This is a genomic window from Anaerorhabdus sp. (assembly GCF_036637135.1).
Taxonomy (GTDB): domain Bacteria; phylum Bacillota_I; class Bacilli_A; order Erysipelotrichales; family Erysipelotrichaceae; genus Anaerorhabdus.
In genome coordinates this window covers 57,919-74,818 of record NZ_JAVWNC010000002.1, presented here as the reverse complement: position 1 = coordinate 74,818, position 16,900 = coordinate 57,919, and the positions used below count along the sequence as shown (strand labels likewise).

15 protein-coding genes are annotated in these 16,900 nt (G+C 32.8%); 9 read left to right on the top strand and 6 right to left on the bottom strand.

The features are described from left to right. Window position 1 precedes the first annotated feature (1 nt). The 4 genes from RR643_RS00745 to RR643_RS00730 form a co-directional block, all read right to left on the bottom strand. Complete coding sequence (locus RR643_RS00745) at window positions 2-619, bottom strand: biosynthetic peptidoglycan transglycosylase (RefSeq protein ID WP_332469803.1); 618 nt, start codon at window positions 617-619, stop codon at window positions 2-4. Between the two features lie 84 nt (window positions 620-703). After that, window positions 704-1,999, bottom strand: coding sequence for a metallophosphoesterase (locus tag RR643_RS00740; protein ID WP_332482026.1), 1,296 nt, complete (start codon window positions 1,997-1,999; stop codon window positions 704-706). Between the two features lie 65 nt (window positions 2,000-2,064). After that, a complete protein-coding gene (locus tag RR643_RS00735) occupies window positions 2,065-3,645 on the bottom strand; it encodes a CvpA family protein (protein WP_332482025.1) in 1,581 nt (526 codons plus the stop codon). 12 nt (window positions 3,646-3,657) lie between these two features. Beyond that, complete coding sequence (locus RR643_RS00730; RefSeq protein ID WP_332482024.1) at window positions 3,658-4,110, bottom strand: VanZ family protein; 453 nt, start codon at window positions 4,108-4,110, stop codon at window positions 3,658-3,660. A gap of 83 nt (window positions 4,111-4,193) precedes the next feature. Between RR643_RS00730 and RR643_RS00725 the strand changes: the two genes are divergently transcribed. The 7 genes from RR643_RS00725 to uvrB all read left to right on the top strand — a co-directional run bounded on the left by RR643_RS00725 (window position 4,194) and on the right by uvrB (window position 12,444). Continuing rightward, window positions 4,194-5,042 (top strand): YitT family protein, encoded by an 849-nt coding sequence (locus RR643_RS00725; RefSeq protein ID WP_332469799.1) that lies wholly within the window; start codon window positions 4,194-4,196, stop codon window positions 5,040-5,042. 39 nt (window positions 5,043-5,081) lie between these two features. Then, window positions 5,082-5,774 (top strand): cell division ATP-binding protein FtsE, encoded by a 693-nt coding sequence (gene ftsE / locus RR643_RS00720; protein ID WP_332469798.1) that lies wholly within the window; start codon window positions 5,082-5,084, stop codon window positions 5,772-5,774. Then, the gene (ftsX, locus tag RR643_RS00715; RefSeq protein ID WP_332469797.1) at window positions 5,764-6,669 is read left to right on the top strand and encodes a permease-like cell division protein FtsX; all 906 of its coding nucleotides are present in this window, start codon (window positions 5,764-5,766) and stop codon (window positions 6,667-6,669) included. The genes ftsE and ftsX overlap by 11 nt, the downstream gene beginning before the upstream one ends. Beyond that, a complete protein-coding gene (locus tag RR643_RS00710; RefSeq protein ID WP_332469796.1) occupies window positions 6,669-8,033 on the top strand; it encodes a murein hydrolase activator EnvC family protein in 1,365 nt (454 codons plus the stop codon). Before ftsX ends, RR643_RS00710 begins: the two co-directional genes overlap by 1 nt. A 68-nt stretch (window positions 8,034-8,101) precedes the next feature. Then, complete coding sequence (locus RR643_RS00705; RefSeq protein ID WP_332469795.1) at window positions 8,102-9,625, top strand: S41 family peptidase; 1,524 nt, start codon at window positions 8,102-8,104, stop codon at window positions 9,623-9,625. Window positions 9,626-9,818: 193 nt separating this feature from the next. Then, the gene (locus tag RR643_RS00700; RefSeq protein WP_332482023.1) at window positions 9,819-10,400 is read left to right on the top strand and encodes a GNAT family N-acetyltransferase; all 582 of its coding nucleotides are present in this window, start codon (window positions 9,819-9,821) and stop codon (window positions 10,398-10,400) included. Between the two features lie 64 nt (window positions 10,401-10,464). After that, window positions 10,465-12,444, top strand: a complete 1,980-nt coding sequence (uvrB, locus tag RR643_RS00695) for an excinuclease ABC subunit UvrB (RefSeq protein WP_332482022.1) — start codon at window positions 10,465-10,467, stop codon at window positions 12,442-12,444. Window positions 12,445-12,495: 51 nt separating this feature from the next. Here the strand turns inward: uvrB and RR643_RS00690 are convergent, their stop codons facing one another. Next, window positions 12,496-13,797 carry a sensor histidine kinase gene (locus tag RR643_RS00690; protein ID WP_332482021.1) on the bottom strand — a complete coding sequence of 434 codons (1,302 nt, stop codon included), beginning with the start codon at window positions 13,795-13,797 and terminating at the stop codon, window positions 12,496-12,498. Continuing rightward, window positions 13,797-14,519 (bottom strand): LytR/AlgR family response regulator transcription factor, encoded by a 723-nt coding sequence (locus RR643_RS00685; RefSeq protein WP_332482020.1) that lies wholly within the window; start codon window positions 14,517-14,519, stop codon window positions 13,797-13,799. Before RR643_RS00685 ends, RR643_RS00690 begins: the two co-directional genes overlap by 1 nt. 279 nt (window positions 14,520-14,798) lie before the next feature. On the opposite strand from RR643_RS00685, the gene RR643_RS00680 reads away from it, so the two are divergent. Further along, window positions 14,799-15,503: a hypothetical protein gene (locus RR643_RS00680; protein ID WP_332482019.1), complete on the top strand. Its 705-nt coding sequence runs from the start codon at window positions 14,799-14,801 to the stop codon at window positions 15,501-15,503. A gap of 217 nt (window positions 15,504-15,720) precedes the next feature. After that, window positions 15,721-16,900 (top strand): PASTA domain-containing protein (locus tag RR643_RS00675; RefSeq protein ID WP_332482018.1); only part of this gene is annotated, 1,180 nt, incomplete at its 3' end.

Genomic DNA, 16,900 nt, shown 5'->3' with positions numbered 1-16,900 from the left:
TTTATTGTGCATAAGTAAATTTTAGTTCATTTGGGTTGTAATTATTAGGAGATTTAATGGTATAAACTAGCGCATCAGCTTCGAATTTATTTAATTGACTAGGCAGTTTATTAAAGTAATGTGATGATGCTTCCTTAATACCATAACAATTCTCACCAAAGTAAATGATGTTAACATATAATTCAAGTATTTCATCTTTGCTGTAATTGTTTTCCAATTCAAATACAACAAATACTTCTGCAACTTTTCTTTCAAAACGCTTTTCGAAGGAGAAGTATAAATTCTTCGCAAGTTGTTGCGTGATCGTACTACCACCTTCTTTAAGTTTGCCAGCTGCAATGTTGGTAACTGTGGCACGCGATAAGGCAATCAAATCAATTCCAAAATGTGAATAGAAGCGTTTGTCTTCAGACTTAATCAATGCTTTTAAATAAATAGGGTTGATTTCATCGAGAGTCACATAATTTTCATCACTTTTAATTTCTTGAACTAAGGTACTTAATTGTTTTTCTTTTGTTGCATCTTTATACATAGAATAGCCATCAATAATAATTGGACTACATAAATGTAGAATAAATAGAAACATGATCATTATAGAAATAAGTATTGCTCTTCTCATGATTACCACCACCTTATACTGATAGTTTAAATCATAAGAAAAGTCAGCACCTTAATGCTGACTTACAAATTTCTTACAATTTTGTCATGAATTCAAAGGAATTGATATTTCCTTTGGATATATTGGTGATTCTTGGATCATTGTTAGTATATATGATTTAGTATCATCATCTTGTTCAATTAACCACTGATAGAAGTCTGTTTCTACAAAGTCATCTCTTACTTCGTTAGCACTACCAGAGAAGTAGTAGCAGTTTAAAATACCTTTTGCCTCTTGTAATGAAGCAACTTGTTCATCGTTATATCCTTTACTAATAAAACGATCTGCTCCACGAGAGGTGCTAGCGTGTTTGAAATAGGCATAGGAATATTCTTCAAACTCCAATAAATCAGGATTTGTAGAGTTTGTTTGTGCCCATGTTTCAACATCTACTTCTTTTGTTTTATAATCGAAATTGTTAAATGGGGTATAGTGAATATCTCCATATTGATTGGTGTATGTTAGTAATGAACTAGTACATATGTCTGTAATATTACCGTTTGTTAATTCTTTTTGAGCTATTGTTTGAGCGTGCAAATGCCCACTTAAATTAACTCTAATATTTTGTTCATCAAAGATGCGTTGAGCTTTTAGCGTGTTAAGTAATGTATAGCTTGAATTGAAATAAGAATTGTGTTGAATAAGACTGTGGTGAGTTGAACTAATAAGTTCAACACCATTTTCTTTCGCAAGAGCCCCAATGGTTTCTATCCAATCAAATGTTTCAGAAGGGATTTTGCCACTGGATTCTGCACCTAGTGAAGTATTTTCGTAATACATTGCAGTATCGAGCATTAATATCCATGCGTTATCTCTTAATTCATAAACGTAACTAAGAGAGTTTTCATCACGGTATAATGCATTTTTATAACCATAATTTTTATAGATTGACGCAAATTCTTCAGCACTTAACGTTGGTGTATAGGTGGAAGGTGAACCATATGTACGTGATGTAGGACTCATAATGTCATGATTACCAGGTATAACCAAAGGTTGTATATCGGCTTGGATTAATTTGTCTAATTGTTTCGCTAACCACTCATGAGAAGATTTTTCACCATCTAAAGTTAAGTCACCTGTAATGATGACATATTCGAGTTTTGTTTGAATCATTTCGTCGATAAAGATTTGCAGTATATCACCAGAATAATTAAGCAATCTTCCATCACCATAATTAAGAGATAAATCATCATATAGCGATTTATTCTCAACTAAACTAGGATCAATCACATGAATATCTGTTGTTACCACCATATGAATTGTAGGTGGTAATTCTTTAACTTGTGATTGTGTGCATCCGGTTAATAGAATTGTAAGTAAGATTAATAGTATTTTTTTCATAGGTTTATTATAGGGGTTAATAAAATAAAAATCTACTAAAGTAAAGATTTAGTAGATTTCTAAGTTTATTTAATTGTATCAATGATTAGGATTTCACCATTTACTGATGAGAAAGAAATGGTTTGTCCTACTTGGATAAATGGAAGACGGTCATCTAAAGTAACAATTGCTTTGTAGATGGTTTGATCATCTTGAACTGTAATAAAGTAATATGTATTACCATCAATAACAACATCTTGAATTTGTGTTACAACACCTTCTATTGCGGTACCGGCAACTAATTCACTGTTTGTAGCACCCATCATTTGAAGGTATGCTTTTGCAGCAGCAATCAATCCTTGCGAACTGTCTGTTACTTTAACTTTTTGATAGTCTTGTACATCAACAAATGCATAAGCTTTTACTAATCCGGCACTATCTTTTAATGAAGATAGGTATGTTGGACGATCATCTAAGTTAATAAGAAGTGGGAATGTTGATACATATCCTTTTTCTTGTACTGCTCCTTGTGCAGAAGCCATCGCACTGAATTCTTCAGCTCCTGGAACTGCATAGAATTTTGTTTCTTTTGTACGTAAGTTAATTAAGATAAATCCGATATTGGATTGATCAGCGGTTGCAGATGTAATACCTGTATAAACGAAGATATCTGTATCATCCGCAAGATATGTATAACCTTGAGTTGTTGTACGTACATTCTTTTGACCGATAAAACTATTTAACCAACCATCTTGATATGAACCCCAAGAGTTAGCTTGTTCGATAACTAGACTTGCAGGATAAACATGGTCTACCCACTTTGGCACATCTTTAACATCGTAATAGGTTGAAGTACCATCGATTGCATTTGTAAGGATAGCACCTTTTACATCGGGTAACATTTCAATCCAACGTACTTTTAGTACAGGAGTAATATAATAAGGATTACCTTCATCATCAATTTCAAACACAGATGTTGATAATAATTCAGTTGGATATTGGAAACGAATGTGACGTTGTAAGTTATCATTGAAGTAACCACTTGCAGCAAATTTCATACCTTCAGGTAATTTAATTAAGCTAGCTTCACCTGTTGTACTATCTACCATAATATAACCTGGAATACCTTCGTTACGGTTACCAAACCATTTGAAGAACCCATTGTACTCAAGAGGTGTTACACGTACTAGACGACCGTTGTAACTAATTTGAGTGTATTGTTCAGACACATAGAATTGTGAGATGAGTTCGGGAATTTGTCCCATAACACGATCTCCTACTTTTTCTGTACTTGTCTTATCAAGTAATGGTAAGTTATTTAAGTCAACAGGAGGAATATCTTGTTCAAAATTCCCATCAGTTACTTGAATACGAGTCGCATAGGTTTTACTAATAAAGATTGGGGAATTAAATACACTACCCAATACAGCCACAACAATGACAGCACCTACCGCAACCATCAAATAAAATGATGATTTAATTGTAGATAAAGGTTGAGTAAAGTTAATACCAATCGTATAAACGATATAAGTTACAAATAAAATCCCTCCAAAAATAACAAGTGAAGAGTAAGATTGGATTGATAATGCAGGTAATAATACGTAGAAGCATCCAAAGGATAATACTAGGAATACAACGATGGCAATGAGTAAATTCTTGTTTTTCATTTAAACCTCTTTCTATTTACTTTTGCTTAAGGAATGATGAGTTAGTTTGATGATACCAATGAGTATCAAACAACCAAAGATCATACCAGAAGCGTCAATGAGCATATCGGTGATTTCACATGATCGACCAGGTGTGAAATTTTGAATAAGTTCATCACAGATGGGAACTAAGAAAAAGCATGCGAAATTTATTAGTTTTGATTTTATAAAAGGTCTTTCGTAGATGGCAAATGCAACCATGATTCCAAGTATACTATACTCAGTAAAATGAGCAAGTTTTCGGATGAAATGATGCAATACTTCATAATCCATATTTACTTGGATAGAGCTTAATCCATCAAGGATAATTGTTGTAATGTTACCACTAAGTGCTTTTGATGAAACTGCGGGTGTCATTGAATTAACAAAGATGAATGCAATCATAAGAATAACCAATATCCAACTATAACGTTTGAATAATTTCATGTTAGCCTCCTATAGTAATGTATCATACCATATTTATACCCAAAAGTTTATGATATAATAGTCCAGTAAGTTTGAGGTGGATCATGAAGTTTAATATAAGGAATACTTTTTACATATTATTTGGAAACTTTTTACTAGCGTTAGCTGTAGGATATTTTATCTTACCTTATAATATTTTGTCTGGGGGAGTTGCAGGTATTGCGGTAGCGCTCCATTCGTTTATTTTAATACCAACGGATGTCATGGTAAATGCATTGGTTGTGGGGTTGTTTTTTGTGGGATGGATTTTATTAGGAAAAGATTTCGCAGTGAAAACAGTTGTGAGTTCATTTATTTATCCAATCTTTTTATCACTAACTGCTCAGTTTTTAACACCACCTGCAAATCTTGATCCAATTCTAGCATCACTTTATGGTGGATTAATTGCAGGGGTAGGAATTGGTTTAGTTATTCGTACAGGATCTAGTACAGGTGGAATGGATATACCACCATTAGTAATTCATAAATATACCAATATACCAATCGCTAAACTTATTCTTATAACAGATTGTTTGACAGTTTTATTAGGTTTATTTGCATACAACTTAGAAACTGTTTTAGTGGGCATCATCTCGGTGTTTGCAACTAGCTTTGCGATAGATAAAGTTTTAGTTGTTGGGGGACAAGAATCCAAATCAGTGCAAATTATATCCGCTGATTATGAAAAAATATCTGCTACAATTCACGAACGTTTGGATCGTGGTACAACAATTACCAAAGCACGCGGTGGTTATACAAATGATGAGAAGAATGTCATCCTTGCGGTGGTATCACAAGGACAATATCCACAACTCATAGATATTGTGAATGAAATTGATCCAAAGGCATTTATTATCACCACAGATACAACAGATGTACATGGTGAAGGTTTTAGTTTTGGATACCGTGTTTAAAACGGTTGTGATATAATATGTTAGTTAGGAGATAGTGTGATGATTACTTTAACTGGTGTTAATAAAACATATAAAAATGGTGTAAATGCTTTGTATGATATCAATTTAGAAATCAAACAGGGAGAATTTGTCTATATCATTGGTCCGACAGGTTCTGGTAAGTCAACTTTAATAAAACTACTTGATGGTGAAGAAGTGCCAACAAAGGGAAATGTTAATGTTGTAGGAATTGATGTTGGCAAATTAAAACACTCAAGAGTTCCTTTATACAGAAGAAATATAGGAGTTGTTTTCCAAGACTTCCGTTTATTAGAAGCAAAGACAGTATTTGAAAATATTTCATATGCATTAGAAGTAATAAATATGAAGAAAGATATTATCCGTCATCGTGTTCGTCAAGTTATGAATCTTGTAGGATTAGATGATAAGGGGAGTTCATTTCCAAATGAATTATCCGGGGGGCAACAACAAAGGGTTGCGATTGCTCGTGCGATTGCGAATAAACCTAAAGTGTTAATTGCAGATGAACCTACAGGGAACCTCGATCCTGTGAAATCAGATGAAATCATGTCATTACTAGAAAAAATCAATCGTGAAGAAGATACAACTATCTTAATGGTTACACATGACATTACGTTAGTTAATAAACATCGTAAAAGAACGATTGTATTAGAGAATGGTCATGTTGCGGCAGACTTATCTGAAGGAGGCTATATTAAACATGTTCAGTAGATTTTTTAGACATATTAAAGAAGGCTTCTTTGGAGTAGGACGTCATGCAGCGATGTCAATCTCATCAGCATCAGCAGTAACAATTACATTAATTATTATAAGTATCTTCGTTATTTTTACAGTCAATGTAAACTCTATGACAAATAAAATCGAAGGTGAAGTTCAAATATCAGTTATGATTGGCTACGACAGTGAAGCACAAGAGAACATTGATCGTATTGGATTATCAATCCAAGAAATTCCTGGAGTTGAAGCAGTTACATTCTCAAGTAAAGAAGAAGAACTAGATTATTTTATTGCAAGTTTCACAGATGACCATGAAAAAGAAATCTTTGAATCTTATCGTGAAGATAATCCAATGCATCATGCCTATTATGTAAAAGTAACGGATGGTAGTGATTTAAAACCAATTGCAACACAAATAGAAGCAATTGAAGGAGTAGATACAATTAACTATGGTGGAGATAGTTCTGTCATGTTAGTTAATGCATTAGATTCAGTAAGAACTGGTGGATTTGTGATTGTAGTAGCACTAAGTCTACTCGCAATCTTCTTAATCCAAAATACAATTAAAGTGACTATATTAGCTCGTGCAAATGAAATTGCGATTATGAGAAATGTTGGAGCTAAGAATGGATTTATTAGAGCACCATTTGTTGTAGAAGGTATGATTATTGGTGCATTAGGTGCAATTATTCCAATCTTCGCAACAATATTTGGTTATATCTTCGCTTATTCAAAATTAAATGGTATCTTGATTTCAAGTATGTTTATTATGATACCGCCACATCCATTTGTTTTACAAATATCATTACTATTACTTGTAGTAGGAATGCTAGTTGGATTAATCGGTAGTTTCTTATCAGTAACTAAATATTTAAGGTGGAAACGATAATGAAGAAATTAATTAAATTATTATTAAGCGGTTTAATGGTTTTAGGTGTTGTAGTTCCTGTAATTGCTGAAGATTATAGTAATACAAGCGACTGGAACACAAAATGTTCAAGAGATGATTTAACAGCAGAAGAGAAAACTGCATGTGATGGATATGTTCAATACATGAGTGATCAAAGTAGTTCTTTAGCACAGGAATTAGCAGCGATAGAAGCAGAAAGAGCTGCCATTGCAAAAGACATTAAAAAGTATGGTGAAGAGATTAAAGGATATGAATCTAAAATCTCTGTACTTAATGGTGAGATTGCAGCATTAAATGAACAAATCTCAGTAAAAATAGTAGAAATTGAAACAAAACAAACTGAAATTACTCAAAAAGAAGCAGAAGTTGAAGCACTAAAACAAAAGATGAAGGATCGTATGGTTGCGAGCCAATCGACAATGCGTTTGAATCAATATATTGATATTGTTATGGGTGCAAAAGACTTAAATGATTTAATTCGTAGAACGAATGGTTTAAGTGATATTGCGAGTTATGATGATAGTGTCAAAGAAAGTTTGAAGACCCTCATTGATGAATTAACTGCTGCAAAAGCGCAATTAGAAATAGATAAAGCGGACTTAGAAACTGCAAAAGCTGAAGTAGTTACAAAGCAAAATGAAATTATTGTTATGAAACGTAGAGCTGAAGTAGCGAAAGAAGAATCACAAAAAAGAGAAGTAGAATTAGAAGCTGAAGGAAATCGTATCGCAGGTAACATTGCACAAATCAAAAAGGATTTAGCTGCAATGAAAGATTCAATCAATAATATTCCAAGTTCTTCAGGATTCTTAAGACCAGTTAGTGGTGGAAGAATATCTGCAGGTACATGGGCTTATCCAAATGGTGCTACACACTTAGGGACTGACTTTGCACCAGGTGGTGGGGTTGCGATTCGTGCTGCAGGTAATGGAGTTATTATCAAAAGTGCTGATGGATGCCCATCTATCGGTGGTTTAGGGAATAGTTGTGGAGAAGCACAAGGTGGTAGTCGTGGCGGAGGAAACCAAGTTTACTTATTAACAAAAATTGGTGATACTCTATACGCTATTAAGTATTTGCATATGCAACAAGGTTCACCTATAGCACAAAATTCAAATGTGCTTCAAGGAGATACAATTGGACGAGTTGGAAGTTCTGGAAATTCATCAGGAAACCATGTCCATGTAGAAGTATTTAAGTTAGGTTCAATGTCATTGTATGAATATATTGAATCTTGGAATGGTGATTTAGCATTTGGTACAGGTTGGGGTGAAAGCGGACTTGGAACGACTTGTGCAAATCGTGGAGCACCATGTCGAATGAGACCAGAAGAAGTATTTTAATAAAGTGGGAGCAGTAATGCTCCTTTTGTTGTGTTTTATGATAAAATTAAATACGTGAGGTATGAATTATGACTAATGAAGAAAAAAAAGAAGATGACAATAAGGTTCGTATTAAATTAGAACGTCATATATGGCCAGATGAAGCTGAAAAGAAGGAACAAAGATTTCAAAAAAGATTATTTACAGTCTTTATTGTAGTCAGTATGATCTTTGTTTTTATTGTTGGCTGGTTAATTGGTACATCAGGAACTGTTCGATTCAATCAACCTGAGGAGCAACAAGATGCATCTAAAATTGATTATGTAATGGATATATTAAGTAACAGTTGGTATTTTGCAAAAGATGATCCAGAAATCAAAGATCATTTACTAGATCGTGCATTATATGGTATGTCAACAAGTGAAGTAGATCCCCACACAACTTATTTCTCAAATGATGAGTTAAATAACTTTACACAATCAATTAATATGAATTTTGTTGGTATTGGGGTACAATACACAACAAATGAAGGTGTCTATGTAATTAATCGAGTATTTAAAAATTCTCCAGCGGAAGAAGCAGGAGTATTGCCAGGCGATATTATTAGCAAAATTGATGGTGTATCGACAGAAGGCTTAACAACAGATGAAATCAAAGATAAAGTACGTGGTGAAAGTGGTACCAAGGTCTCTATCGAATTTATAAGAGAAGGCAAGCCTATTACAATCGATATAACACGTAGAGAAGTAAATGGTACAGCCTATGGTAAGATGATGCAAGATGACATAGGATACTTAGAAATCTATGGTTTTGGTGATTCAACAGGATATGAAGTTGAAGCCTATTTAGATGATATGAGTGAAGCAGGAATGAAAAAACTCATCATTGACTTAAGAGATAATGGTGGAGGTTATTTGGATGCTTTTGTAGATGTAGTTAGTTATTTTGTGGATAAAGATGTTGTGGTAATGCAACAAGAATATGCGGATGGTAGTATTAGAGAGACAACATCAACGGGTGGTAAATACGCCAACATTGAAGATATTATTGTCTTAACTAATGAACAAACTGCAAGTGCGTCAGAAGTATTAACACTTGCGTTATTGGAACTAAGAGATGATGTTACAACACTTGGAACAACAAGTTATGGAAAAGGAACTGTTCAAGTTACTCAACCATTTACAGATGGTTCAGCATTGAAATATACTTCATCAAAATGGTTATCACCAAATGGAACTTCAATTGATGGAGTTGGTATTGTACCGGATATAGAAGTTAAGTTACACGATATTTTATATGAAGCATACTTACCAATGGAAGATGAAGATTCATTTACAATTGATCAAGTATCAAATTATGTTCGTATACTACAAGAAGGATTGGATTATCTTGATTACACAGTAGATAGAACAGATGGATATTTTGATAAATCAACTTTGGCGGCATTAAAACAATTTGAAACAGACCGTGATATTACAGTAGATGGTATTTTAGATAAGAGTACATTTGAAGTGTTAGTATCTTCTGTAGTTAAGGAATATTCACTAAATGAAGCGAAGGATGCACAATTGACCGCAGCGGTAGATATATTAGCACAAGGTAAGCAAAACTAAAGCTAGAGAAATCTAGCTTTTTATCTTTTGATAGCTCTCCAATATCAAAGTAACAAGGCAATATTTTGCCTCAATATAGAAATAAATTTTGCAAGAAACAGATTTGACAATCTATTAAGGATTTTATGAATGATTTGTACAACAAATCTATTTTCTTGTGTGGTATCATTAAGCAATCTAAGGAGATACAACTATGGAAAACATAATCATCAGAAAGGCGATTGAAAATGATCGAAAAGTACTTGCACAAGTCTGTGCTCATGCGTTTCAACATGATTGGTCAATAGTAAGTGAAAATTCGAATATTGTAGCGCATGCGCTAGGCTCAGGTATTAATATTGAAGCATATTTGGTAGCGACGATTGATAATGAGATTGCTGGATTCTTATCATATGTTACAGGAAATCAAAGAGCACAAATGATTCATATCAAGAATTTTCAAAAAGCAGCTGGATTTTTCAAAGGATATGCAATCGCAATGATGATTAAGAAAGAATTTGAAGAACCATTACATTTTAATGAAAATCAAGTTTATATTGATATATTAGGTATAGAACCAAAATTTCATCATTTGGGTATTGCGACCCAATTAATACAATATTTAATTCAAAATACCGATTTTACGGAATATATTTTAAAAGTAACTACGATCAATGTTCATGCGATTGAATGTTATAAGAAAAATGGATTTGTGGAATATAAAAGGGAAAAAGTTAAATATCCAAAACAAATGGGTTTTGATGCATATATCTATATGAAAAGAAATAAACAATAAACACTTGAATATAATTCATGTACAATAAAATGGAATGTGATAAAATAGTAGAGGAGGGCAAATCATGAGTGAACATAAATTTGAATTAGTATCAAAATATAAGCCTACCGGAGATCAACCTAAAGCGATCAAAGAACTTGTACAAGGTATAAAAGATGGAAAACATGAGCAGGTTCTTTTAGGCGCAACAGGAACAGGTAAAACCTTTACCATTGGAAATGTAATTGAACAAATTAATAAACCTACATTGGTATTTGCACATAACAAAACACTTGCAGGACAATTGTATTCAGAGTTTAAAGAATTGTTTCCAAATAATCGTGTTGAGTACTTTGTATCAAACTTTGATTTTTATCAACCTGAGGCTTATATGCCAAAAACAGATACATATATTGAAAAGAATGCGATGACCAACGATGAATTAGATATGCTTCGTATGGCTGCCTATAACTCGGTACTTGAAAGAAGAGATACAATCATTGTGGCATCCGTAGCGTGTATTTATGCGTCCAGTGATCCAAGTCAATATAAAGACATGTTTTTTACAATACGTGTTGGTGAAAAGATTGAAAGACAAGCTTTGCTTAGAAAATTAATTGAACGTCAATATCAAAGAAACGATATTGACCATCAACGAGGTACATTTCGAGTTAGGGGTGATGTCATTGAGATAACTCTTGGGCACACAGATCAATATGCATTAAGAATTGAAATGTTTGATGATGAGATTGAGAGAATACTAGAAGTAGAACCTATTACTGGTAAAATCATCAACGGATATACTGTGTATATAATTTTTCCTGCAACAGGATATGCTAGACCTAAAGAAAACATGTTAAGAGCTTGTATTGAGATTGAACAAGAAATGAAAGCACGTGTAAAAGAATTACATGAACAAGGGAAGTTATTAGAAGCACAACGATTAGAACAACGCTGTACGTTTGATATTGAAGCATTAAGAGAGTTTGGTGTATGTCCTGGTATTGAAAACTATTCTCGTGAAATAGATAATCGAAAACCAGGAGAGAGACCATTTAACTTATTTGATTATTTTCCAAAAGATGATTTCTTGTTGATTGTGGATGAAAGTCATGTATCTTTACCTCAAATTAGAGGTATGTATAATGGCGATCGTGCAAGAAAAGAAACATTGGTTGAATATGGGTTTAGACTTCCAAGTGCATTGGATAATCGACCTATGCGTTTTACAGAGTTTGAGCAAATCTTTAAACAAGCAATTTATGTTTCTGCAACACCGGGTGACTATGAATTAGAGAAAGTTAATCACCACTTTGCAGAACAAATTATTCGTCCAACGGGATTGTTAGATCCTGAAATATCAGTAAGACCAACAAGAGGTCAAATTGATGATTTAACAGATGAAATTAATGCATGTATTGCGAAAAATGAACGTATTTTGATTACGACATTAACAGTAAAGATGGCTGAAGACTTGACGGATTACTTAAAGAAAAATGAATTTAAGGTTGCGTACTTACATCACGAAACATTGACATTGGAACGTATTGAAACAATACGTGATTTACGTCGAGGTAAGATTGATATTTTAGTTGGTATTAACTTATTGCGTGAAGGTATAGATATACCTGAGGTTGCGTTAGTTGTAATCTTAGATGCAGATAAAGAAGGTTTCTTACGTTCTCAACGATCGTTGATACAAACAATAGGTCGTGCGGCACGTAATGAACATGGTCGTGTTATTATGTATGCAGATCGTATGACAGGTTCAATGCAACTTGCAATCGATGAAACATACCGTCGTCGCAAGATTCAAGAGGCATATAATATTGAACATGGCATTACACCTACAACAATTAAGAAGGATATTCAAGATGCAGTGCATGGTAAAGAAACACAAGAAATGGCTGCGAAGTTCATAAAGAAAAAATCAAAAGTTGGCAAGAAAGAGAAACAAGAATTGATTGCGAACTTAGAAAAAGAAATGAAAGATGCAGCGAAAGTATTAGACTTTGAACGTGCTGCAGAGTTACGTGATATCTTAATTGAAATAAAAGGTGAATAAAATAAAAGAATGCAGATGAATTACATCTGCATTTGTTTTGTTTAGAAATGATTATTGCACGTTTGTTTGTGATTTCATCGGAAGCATAATTCTCGTGGTGAATGTTCCACCGGTGGCTTCAAAGAAACAATCACCATGATACTTATTAACGATTGATGTAATACTACGAGTTCCAATACCATGATTTTCAAGATATTGTTGAGGTAGATTATTCTCAAAAGTTATTTCTCCTGAATAAACATTTTCTACTAGAATTAGAAGTAGTTGTCTACGAATCATTGATTGTACTTTAACTACTTTTAAATCACTTTCGTCGATATTATTCGATGCATTGAGTGCATTTTCAATTATATTAGAGAATAAAGTACAAAGTAATGTTTCATCAAATGGTAAATAATTGGGCAATTTAACATCAATTGATAAAGTGACACCAGCTTTATCTGCGCGTGATTTGAATGAAGATAGAATCAGATTAACAGTTTCATTCTCACAAAACTCACTAGGAGTAATAGCTTCGATATTAGATTGAGCTCCCTTAATATAATTCAATGCTTTTTGTACTTCGTTTGTATCTAGATAACTACTAATTAAAGAAAAATGATGGCGCATATCGTGTCGAAAGATAATCGCTTGATCTTGAGATGATTTGATATCACGCAAATTTTGTTTGGCAGTTTCTATTTCTAATGAAATTATATCTTTTTCATATTCTAGTCTTTGTTTTTCCATAGAACTATGGAATATATCCATCAGTAAGAAATAAGCAGCTAAAGTGATAAGAAAAAATAAAATACGAATAGAAAGTGTATCTGAATTTGTCATGTAATCGCCGATATAATAGGCTGCGATGTTATAAAGAATAGGAACCGTACAAAATTTTAGAATGCTAGCGTTACTAAGATTCTTAAGAGCATAGTTAAAACTTGGTTTTACAAAATAGTAAAGGAATAAGGATAACAAAACATAACTAGCAAATACCAATAATCCCATGGTAAATAAATTATTTATTATTCCTGATTCAAGAAAAATCTTTGTAAAAATACGTATGGGGAAAACTAAGAAAATTGTAGTCAATATTACAAAGAAGACTCGTAGATATCCTTGTTTTGATACGATATAGAAGATAATAAATACAGGTAGTTGTACAAGTAGAGGATATAATGCGGCGAAATCACTCATACTAATTTTGGTGCTTATAAAAGTTGAAGCTATAGTGATAAATGAAAGTCCACCCCAAAATATTATATTATTAGAAGGTGATAAAGTACGAATAGGTACATCTAATAGTAATGCCATAACAGTACATGAATAAATCAGCACTATTGCCGATGAGAATAAATAGATTATTTCCATTAGAATACCTCTTTTTCATTAAATAGGTATTTAGCGAATGCTATTTTTGTTTGTGCATAAGCATTTCGAGATACAGGGATTATTTTCCCTGTGTCGGTTTTAATACCATCAGATGATATTTCACGTACATGTTTAAAATTAACAATAAATGAACGATGTGTTTTTACAAAACTAATACAAGAGAGTAATTCTTCTTCGAAGTCAGAAAGGTATCCAAAAATTTCGCGGATTGTACCATTTGTTAAATAGAATCTTACTCTTCGATTCATAACTTCTAAATAAATGATTTGTGAATAAGGAAGAATAAATAAACTACCATCAGATTTGATAGTTAAAACAGGTTCATTTTCATTTTGATTTAAGTATAAATCATCTAATACAGGAAATAAAATATCACTAGTAATAGGCTTTAGAAGATAATCTGTAGCATGAACACGGTAGCTTTCAACAGCAAATTCGGATGATGATGTTAAGAATATAATTTTCACATTTTGATCTCTTGTGCGGATTTCCTTTGCCACAGTAATACCAGATATACCAGGCATTACTATATCAAGTAATAACAAATCAAATGTTTGTTTTGAAAGTGAATCTAACAGTGAAATACCATTATGAAAAGTAGTATAAGTAAGTGAAACTTTGAATTCGTTTTTATATCGAGTAAGCAATGCTTCAATTTGAGCAAGTTCTTTTTCGTTGTCTTCACAAATAGCAATTCGCATAGTATATTTACTTCCTTTTTCTATGAGATATTTGTTAATAATATACCATGTGAAGAAATCATTTACAATCAAAGATACCCATTGGTGTAGTGATAATGACATTTCATGCGGTAAATGATTTCTCATTCCTATTTTAATTACAATAAATATAAATAGTAAGGTTCTAAGTTTAATCAATGCTACGTGTACATATTGATTTTTAGACTACTTTATTATGATGCCGATATTTAAATGGTAGAAGCTGCATATAAATGCAGTCACACAAAAGGGAGAGAAAAAATGAAAAAATTATTAATTTTACTTGCTTCATTAGCAATGCTATTAAGCTTAACTGCTTGTAGTAAACCGGCTTCAAACGAACAAAAACCGGACACGTCTGCAGAACCAACTGCTGAAACAGAAAAAGAAGCAGTTGCAACTTATCCATTGTCATACACTCCAGAACATTCTATGAGTGAAATCAACGAAGGAAAAGAAAATATTACGCGTAACAAAAATGTTGTATTCTTTGACAAATCTGCACCTACTACAATTCAATATACTGAACTTGCAAGACAATTAGAATCAATCTACAAAGAAGAAGAGATTGCATGGCCAGAATTAAATGATGAATGGAAAAGTTACAAGTACACTGACATTACAAATGCTGATGGAGTAAGTACACGTACTATGGAAGCAGGAGTATATCAAGAAAAAGGCGATAAAGTTATTGATGAACATATCGATTGGCTAAAAGGTATTGCTGGAGATTATGAACTAATTAATAAAATAGATGCTGAACTTCCAGTAGTTGCTGTACCTTATAGCTGTATCAAAGTAAACAAATCACTTTCTAACAAAGAATTAGCGGGTCTAGCTTATGAAGCATTCTATCTTCAAACATGGCATTTAGTACCAGCTGCTAATCAAGGTGTATTAGTTCAGACACCAGATGGTGACTTTACTGCTGAACAAATCTTAGAAAAATGCAATAGCGAAAACTAAATATAATTTTACTATATAAAAAATGGTTAATTTCAAAATACTGAAATTAATCTTTTTTTTGTATATAAATTATAGAAATTTAGATGTGAAAAAAAGGCATTCGTTAATAAGTTATAAATTATGGATTTGTAAATCTTAAGAAATTATGAATATTTGCTTAGTTGGGTGGCAATGAGTATCTAAATAATGTAAAATGAAAAGGAAGTGAGGGCATTGTATGACGAATAAAAAAGATTTTCTAAGTTCACTTGCAGAAGAACTTGAGGGTGAGAAAAAAGGCGTATCAAATGATGATTTTGATATCTATCAAGCAGCTAATAAAAAAGGTGATGAATTACGTAGCTATAAAAATCTAGATTACGATTTTGAACAAGCAAAGAAAACAGCACCTAAAGCAGCTCCTCAACCAACTAAAACGGTTGCGAGCGAACCGGTAAAAAGAACGACACCAACCCCAACTCCAGCTCCAGCAGCTAGAAAAGCTACTCTACGCGATGGAAAAGAACCAGATAGTTTCCAACAAGAGAAACTACAAAAAATTGAAAAGAAACCATTTAAGCTTGATCCTAAACTATTAGTTGCAGGAATCATAGCTTTATTATTAACAGGTGCAGCGATTTGGTACTTTGTATTTGCACCAAAAATCCCAATGCCAAATTTTGTAGGGCAAACAATTAACGATGTAGGAGCATGGGCAAAACAAAACAATATTCCAACATCAAATATCATTGTCAACACTGAGTTTAGTACAGAATTCGACAAAGATGTCATTATAACTCAAGATAAAACAGCAGGATCAAAAATCAAAGATACTACACCATTAACATTTGTAGCATCTAAAGGTGCAAATCCTGATGATCCAATTGACTTCCCTGATTTAATGAATATGAATTATACAGAAGTTAAAGATTGGATTGAAACAAATAAATTATCAAAGACAAAGATTAATACTCAATACAATACTATTGTAGAAAAAGATAAAGTAATTAACTTTGAATTAAAAACAGGAACTGAAAGTAGTTTCACAAGAGGATCTACATTAACAATTAATATTTCTAAAGGTGCAGCACCTGCAGGAACAGTTGCGGTAGAAAACTTTGTAGGAAAAACGATTGCAGAACTTGAACAATGGGCAACAAGTAAGAAAATTGTAGTAGAAAAAACAGAAGCATATAGCGATACAGTTGAAGCAGGTAAGATTATTTCTCAAGGTATCAAAGTAGGAGAAAGTCTTGAAGAAGGCGGAAAACTTCCTGTTGTAGTATCAAAAGGAAAAGCTGTAAAGATTCCTAATTTTGTAGGATATACAAAAGAAATGTTAGAGGTTTGGGCAGCAACACCAGAAAATAAAGTTACAATTATTAAGAAAGAAAGATATAATGCAGCAGCAGCTGGAA

Excerpts from the sequence above, each read along its gene's own strand:
- RR643_RS00745 (WP_332469803.1), bottom strand. The coding sequence starts at position 619 with ATGAGAAGAGCAATACTTATTTCTATAATGATCATGTTTCTATTTATT.
- RR643_RS00740 (WP_332482026.1), bottom strand. The coding sequence starts at position 1,999 with ATGAAAAAAATACTATTAATCTTACTTACAATTCTATTAACCGGATGC.
- RR643_RS00735 (WP_332482025.1), bottom strand. The coding sequence starts at position 3,645 with ATGAAAAACAAGAATTTACTCATTGCCATCGTTGTATTCCTAGTATTA.
- RR643_RS00730 (WP_332482024.1), bottom strand. The coding sequence starts at position 4,110 with ATGAAATTATTCAAACGTTATAGTTGGATATTGGTTATTCTTATGATT.
- RR643_RS00725 (WP_332469799.1), top strand. The coding sequence starts at position 4,194 with ATGAAGTTTAATATAAGGAATACTTTTTACATATTATTTGGAAACTTT.
- ftsE (WP_332469798.1), top strand. The coding sequence starts at position 5,082 with ATGATTACTTTAACTGGTGTTAATAAAACATATAAAAATGGTGTAAAT.
- ftsX (WP_332469797.1), top strand. The coding sequence starts at position 5,764 with ATGTTCAGTAGATTTTTTAGACATATTAAAGAAGGCTTCTTTGGAGTA.
- RR643_RS00710 (WP_332469796.1), top strand. The coding sequence starts at position 6,669 with ATGAAGAAATTAATTAAATTATTATTAAGCGGTTTAATGGTTTTAGGT.
- RR643_RS00705 (WP_332469795.1), top strand. The coding sequence starts at position 8,102 with ATGACTAATGAAGAAAAAAAAGAAGATGACAATAAGGTTCGTATTAAA.
- RR643_RS00700 (WP_332482023.1), top strand. The coding sequence starts at position 9,819 with ATGGAAAACATAATCATCAGAAAGGCGATTGAAAATGATCGAAAAGTA.
- uvrB (WP_332482022.1), top strand. The coding sequence starts at position 10,465 with ATGAGTGAACATAAATTTGAATTAGTATCAAAATATAAGCCTACCGGA.
- RR643_RS00690 (WP_332482021.1), bottom strand. The coding sequence starts at position 13,797 with ATGGAAATAATCTATTTATTCTCATCGGCAATAGTGCTGATTTATTCA.
- RR643_RS00685 (WP_332482020.1), bottom strand. The coding sequence starts at position 14,519 with ATGCGAATTGCTATTTGTGAAGACAACGAAAAAGAACTTGCTCAAATT.
- RR643_RS00680 (WP_332482019.1), top strand. The coding sequence starts at position 14,799 with ATGAAAAAATTATTAATTTTACTTGCTTCATTAGCAATGCTATTAAGC.